6 protein-coding genes and 1 pseudogene are annotated in these 5,776 nt (G+C 68.0%); 4 read left to right on the plus strand and 3 right to left on the minus strand.

Features of this window, described 5'->3' with window-relative positions:
• On the plus strand, positions 1-408 hold a 408-nt coding region (locus VD972_RS29090; RefSeq protein ID WP_324992020.1), incomplete at its 5' end, for a hypothetical protein.
• Between the two features lie 115 nt (positions 409-523).
• Here the strand turns inward: VD972_RS29090 and VD972_RS29095 are convergent.
• On the minus strand, positions 524-1,771 hold the full coding sequence (locus VD972_RS29095) for an MFS transporter (RefSeq protein WP_324992021.1): 1,248 nt from the start codon (positions 1,769-1,771) through the stop codon (positions 524-526).
• Between the two features lie 150 nt (positions 1,772-1,921).
• Here VD972_RS29095 and VD972_RS29100 point away from each other — a divergent pair, with 150 nt between their 5' ends.
• Entirely contained in the window at positions 1,922-2,785 is an 864-nt protein-coding gene (locus tag VD972_RS29100) for a hypothetical protein (RefSeq protein ID WP_324992022.1), read from the plus strand.
• An 83-nt stretch (positions 2,786-2,868) separates the two neighbouring features.
• Positions 2,869-3,759, plus strand: coding sequence for a hypothetical protein (locus tag VD972_RS29105; protein WP_324992023.1), 891 nt, complete (start codon positions 2,869-2,871; stop codon positions 3,757-3,759).
• A gap of 59 nt (positions 3,760-3,818) precedes the next feature.
• Here the strand turns inward: VD972_RS29105 and VD972_RS29110 are convergent, their stop codons facing one another.
• Positions 3,819-4,493 (minus strand): nucleotidyltransferase family protein, encoded by a 675-nt coding sequence (locus tag VD972_RS29110; protein ID WP_324992024.1) that lies wholly within the window; start codon positions 4,491-4,493, stop codon positions 3,819-3,821.
• A 207-nt stretch (positions 4,494-4,700) separates the two neighbouring features.
• Positions 4,701-5,027, minus strand: a complete 327-nt coding sequence (locus tag VD972_RS29115) for a CBS domain-containing protein (protein ID WP_324992025.1) — start codon at positions 5,025-5,027, stop codon at positions 4,701-4,703.
• 169 nt (positions 5,028-5,196) lie between these two features.
• Between VD972_RS29115 and VD972_RS29120 the strand changes: the two are divergent.
• Positions 5,197-5,776, plus strand: a pseudogene (locus VD972_RS29120) (phospholipase); the annotation flags it as partial.

Genomic DNA, 5,776 nt, shown 5'->3' on the forward strand with positions numbered 1-5,776 from the left:
GCGGAACAACCGTCCATCGGGTGGATGACCGAGCGGCGTCAGACGCTTGAGTCCCGAGTGCGCCAGAAAGCTCTCGAGCCGGGCCACCACGCCTACAAGGCCCGGAGCGAGAGCAGGGTCCGTCAGGCGAGCGGCCTCATCGAGCAGATCCAGCGCGTCCAGCAGCGCGTCCCAGCGAGGTTGATCTGCCACAAGGGCGCCGGGCGCAGCCCCCCTCCTCAAGGAGAGGGAATCCCTCAACTCGGCAAGCCCGCCTTCCAGCTTGCGGTCCAGGTCCTCCACCTGGAGGCTCAGACGTGCCTGGGCCCGGGAAGACTTCTGGAGGGCGTCTACTACCGCAGCAGCCCAGACGGGAGGCGTCTCATCAGGAACTGTCTCCTCGGGAAGGCCGGGCACTTCCGGACGTGACGCGAAGAGGCGTCGGAGCCACGTGAGCATGGTCTGCGCATACCACGACGACCGGCCGGATGTAACCTGTTACGTAGGCAGCCTCTCACCCGACCTGGACAGCCATACCGGGTCGTCAGGAGGTAAGTGGCTTCACTTCGTCGGCGCGGGCAATGCGGCGCAGCTCCGGGAAGAGCCCTGCCCACAGCAGCACCACCACGCAGGTGCCCACTCCGCCCAGCACCACGGAGGGAACCACGCCGAACCACTCGGCGGTGACGCCGGACTCGAACTCGCCCAGCTCGTTGGAAGCGCCGATGAACACCATGTTCACCGCGCTCACCCGTCCCCGCATCTCCGGCGGCGTGGCCAGCTGCACCAGCGTCTGCCGGATCACCACGCTCACCATGTCCGCAGCGCCCAGCACCACCAGGGCAACCACCGACAGCCCCAGGTGGCTCGAGACCCCGAACACGACCGTGGCCACGCCGAAGAGCGCCACGCATGCCAGCATCACCACCCCCGCGTTGCGCCGCAGCGGGAACATGACGAGCGACAACGCGATGAGGGCCGCGCCCACCGCCGGCGCACTGCGCAGCACGCCCAGGCCCCAGGGCCCGGTATGGAGGATGTCCTGAGCGTAGATGGGCAGCAGCGCCGTCGCGCCGCCGAGCAGCACCGCGAAGAGATCCAGCGAGATGGCGCCCAACACGACCTTCTGCCGCCACACGTAGCGAATGCCCCCCAGCAGCCGCTGCCACGAAGTGGCAGCCTGCTCCATGCGCCCCGTGCGCACCCGCATCAGCGCCAGCATCGTCGCGGCCACCGCCATCATCACCGCGCAGGTGAGGTACACCCCGGTCGCGTGGACAGCGCTATAGAGCACGCCGCCCACCGCGGGACCGACAATGGTGCCCACCTGAAACACCGACGAGTTCCACGCCACAGCCGTCGACAGGTGCTGGATGGGCACGAGGTGGGGCACGAGCGACTGTCCCGCCGGGCCGGCGAAGGCGCGCGCGGTGCCGATCAGCACCAGCACGATGTAGAGCGGCCACGTCTCATTGACGCCTGCCCGCGACATCCCGAAGAGCAGCAGCGCGCACGTCACCATGGTGGCGTAGCAGCACAGGAGCACGCCTCGCCGGTCATGCCGATCCGCCGTGTCCCCCGTCACCAGCGAGAGCACCAGGGCAGGGAGGAACTGTGCGAGTCCCACATACCCCAAATCCAGCGGGCGCTGGGTGAGGCTGTAGACGTGCAATCCCACAGCCACGGATTGCATCTGCACGCCGAGCGTCATGAAGAGGCGTGCGCCCTGGTACAGGCGGAAGTCGCGGTGCGCGAAGGCGGAGCGGGTGGGACCCGCGGTCGCACTTTCCATGCAGTGGACATATCTGCCGAGGGCGCGCATCACCAGTGCGGGGAGTGGCTTGCCTGCCTCCCTGGTTTTGCGCTTTAAATATTTCCCAGCAGGCCACCGTCCACGTGCCCGGCCGAGCCGTGGCGGCCCCCCCTGCCCAGGAGTTGGACCGTGTCGTCCATCCGCAACCTGCTGTGTGCCGCGCTAGCCGTCGGCATCTTGTTCTCTGCCCCGAGCGCGGAGGCTCGCTTCGGTAAGCACTCCAGCTCGAGCGATTCCTCGGATAGCAAGTCCCACAAAGCCACGGCGGTGGGTGACGACGACGACGACGACGATGACGACGCTCCGCGCCGCCGCCGCTCGGGCTCTTCCTCGGGGGCGTCGTTCCTGCTGGATGTGCTCTTCGCCCTCATCCTCGATACGCGCCCAGCGGCGGCCTACGTGGCGCCTCCCCCCGAGCCGGTGCAAGCCGAGCCGGTGGCATCTGCTGAGGTGCGGTCCACTCCCGCTCAACCCTCCCCCCTGAGCGCGCGCCTGGGCGTGGATGGCGCAGCCTTGACCACCGCCGCCGGCCTGAGCGCCTTCCTGGGCGTCGAGGGCATACGGGCGGGCATGGACGCGCGGGCGCTGGGGCTCATCCTGCCCACCGATGATGGAACGGGGGGGACGGACAAGATCACGCTGATGAACTTCCACCTCACCTATGCGCTGCTCTCCCAGGAGCGGGCGCGCCTGCGCGTGGAGGGTGGCATCAGCAGCGCGCATGCGCCGGATCTCACTGCGCTCGGGCCCAGCATCGCCCTCTCGTTCGAGGCGTGCCTCGTGGGCAACCTCGACCTGGAGCTGCGCGCCCAGGGCACCCCGTATCCCTACCGGCAGCTCGACGCGCAGGCCGGGCTTGCGCTCCACCTCAACGCCCTGGTGCTGCGCGGCGGGTGGCGCGGGCTCTACCTGAGCGACAACGGCCTGGTGGACGACGTCGTGCACGAGGAAGTCCTCGGAGGCCCATTCGTCGGCCTTGGCTTCGCGTTCTGATCCGAGCACGGTGAATCTTCCGGTCCGTCCTGCGTCCGTGTGCCTGAGCCGCATTCAGGCGCACCCTCTCCAGGAGGCGGACCATGTCGTCTCTCCGAAACGTACTGGTAGCCGTGGCTGTCGTCGGGTTGGGCTTCTCCACTTCCGAGGCGGAGGCCCGCTTCGGCAAGCGCTCCAGCTCGAGCGATTCCGACAAGAAGGAAGAGAAGAAGAAGGACAAGGAGGAGCGCGACGAGCCCGCTCCGAAGAGGGTCCACGAGGCCTCTGCGGTGAGCTCGCGCAGGACGCATGACGCCTCGCCCGTGGGCAGCAGCCGTCCTCCTCCGCCTCCTCCCGAGCGCGTCATCGTCGTGGAGCCCGCCCCGCCGCCGACGTACTACGTGGAGCCCGCGTATCCAGCTCCGGTCTACTACGCCTCGCCCGCCCCCGAGGTCCACACCGCGCGGAAGGACACAATCCACAGCGCGCTGCGCATGGGCCTGGAGGGAGGGCCCACAAGCGGCGGCACGCGGGCGAACCTGTTCCTCGCCTTCGAGGGCGAGTACATGGGCTTGGAGGGACGCCTGACGGGGCTGTCACTGTCCACCGATGACGGCACGGGGGGCACCGACACCATCTCGGTGACTGGCGTGAACCTCACCTACGCCGTGCTCGCAAACGAGCGGGTGCGCTGGCGCGTGGAGGCGGGCTTCAGCTCGGCGCACGCCCCGGATCTGACCGTCGTTGGCCCCAGCCTTGGCACTTCGTTCGACGCACGGCTTGGAGGCTCTCTGGACCTCGAGCTGCGCCTGCAGGGCACGCCCTTCCCGTACCGGCAGATGGACGCGCAGGCAGGCCTGGCCGTGAAGCTCTACCCCTGGGTCCTTCGCGCTGGTTGGCGGACGCTCATGCTGGACGATGCCGGCCTCGTGGACGGCGAGGTCCACAAGGACGTCTTCCACGGTCCGTACCTCGGCGTTGGCCTCTTCTTCTGACCCATGCCGAGCCTGGCACGCCTCCCTCCCGTTACCGGGGGGGAGGGTGCCCACCCGCCTCACTCATCGAGAGAGGCGCCCAGCTCCATCCCAGAGGACGGCATCGTCACTGCCCCCGTCGCGGCCTTCTTCACGCGCCGCTTGGGCGGCGGCGCCAGCCGAGGTGCCGTCCCGAAGAGCCGCTCGTACGTCTCCGGCGTGTTGATGTTGACCACCACGCCCGGATCCTTCACGGATACCCGCCGCAGCTTCACGGCCCCGAGCGCCGCGTCGAGCTGAGTCGTGTCGCTCTCCATGAGCCGCTCGGCCGCCACACGGGAGAGCAGCACCGGGAAGCCCGCCGCTGCCTCGAACTCCGGCCGCAGCCCCTCGTCCGAGTCCCCCATCGCCTTGAGCAGCGACTTGAGCGTCGAGGCCCGCACCGCGGGCATGTCCACCGGGTGCAGCAGCACCAGGTCCGCGCCTTCCTCGAGGGCGGCCGTCAGCCCCGCCTTGATGGACGACATGAGGCCGTCCTGCCAGCGCGTGCTCTCCACCAGCATCAGGTTGGGGTGCTGCTCGCGCACCGCCTCCGAGTCCTTCCCGACGACTCCCAGCACCGCGCAGCCTGCCTTGCCAAAGGTGGATGCGAGCGACTGGAGGAAGCTCCTCCCACCCTCATGCTCGATGAGCGCCTTGGGGTGGCCCATCCGCCGAGCCTCCCCCGCAGCGAGGATGATCGCCACTGCCTTCATAACTACGCCTCCTCAAGGGCCCACGCGGGATCGCGGGGCTACCGCCATGAGGCTGGTACCTCCGCGGGAGATTGCAGCCCACCCCGAAGTGCGACCCGTTGGGAAGGTGTCACTCCCACCTTGAGGGTGTTCGATAGGAGGTGGGCGAGCGTCGGTGTTACGTCTACGGGCCAGCATATGGCCGACGGCCCCACACCCGACTCACGCTCAGTGCAGCCAACGCACGCCGCCCGTGGAGGTGGCCCCCGGGCTCTCCAAGAGTGACTCCCCCCCGCCGGTCATTCCTTCCTCCCAGCCGAGTGCCTTGGCGGTTAAAACTTCAGCGATCGGGATCAACGGAAGCCGTGACGCAACGCGGCAAAGCTCTGCCTCCGTCACCTCGCCCATCAGCTCCCCACGCTCTTCGTCCACCACCGGCAGTACTGCCAGGCTGTAACGTTCCATCACCTGGAGCGCTGCCAGCACGGTATCGCTCGGAAACAAGGTGATCGCACGAGAGATGAGGGACTCACTCCGACTGCTGCACTTGGCCACGCCGACCTCCACGGAAAGACCTCCGCCCAGGTTCCGGGAGACCCTCAAGCAATTTGCTTGCCGAGGATGTAGGTGTGTCAACCACCATGCGGACACAACATCCGACAACTTTCGAGGATAATGGAGACAAGCTGATCCACTTCGAACGATTCCGGACCGGAGCATTCCCATGTCCGTCAAACTCAACCCGCCGTCTCCCGGTTCGCCAAGGCGAACCACCCAGGAGACACCTGCGGGACAGACACAGAAGTCAGAACACTCCAACCCTCTAGCCAGGCTTGGCGAGGGCCTGCAGCGCGTCGCGCAGCAAGTCGACAAGCACGTCAACCGGCTCGTCGACACGTTCGAGGCGAAGCTGCCCTCCCTGCCTGGACAGGCGGGTGCGGGCGCGAAGCCGTGGGAGGGCATCACCCTCACCGGCAAGCCGCTGCAGATCCCGCTCGACAAGCTGCTGGACGTGGATCTGGGCAAGCTGCGCCAGGTCCTCGAGCGGGTGGTGCCGCAGAAGATCCGCGACGGAGAGGCCAAGCAGTTCACGGCGCAGACGCAGGGGTTCCGGGACACGCTCGCCAAGGTGCGCTCGCTGGGCACCGAGCTGGACATGCTGTCCCCCAAGTCCCCGCGCTACGCCGAGGTGAAGCAGGAGCTGGCCCAGGCGGAGGGCGATCTCAAGGCGAAGTACGGCTACACCCGCGCCACCGCGCCGAAGCCGGGCGCCATGTGGGTGGATCCGCAGTTCATGGCCAAGG

Source organism: Hyalangium sp. (assembly GCF_035629615.1).
Classification (GTDB): domain Bacteria; phylum Myxococcota; class Myxococcia; order Myxococcales; family Myxococcaceae; genus Hyalangium.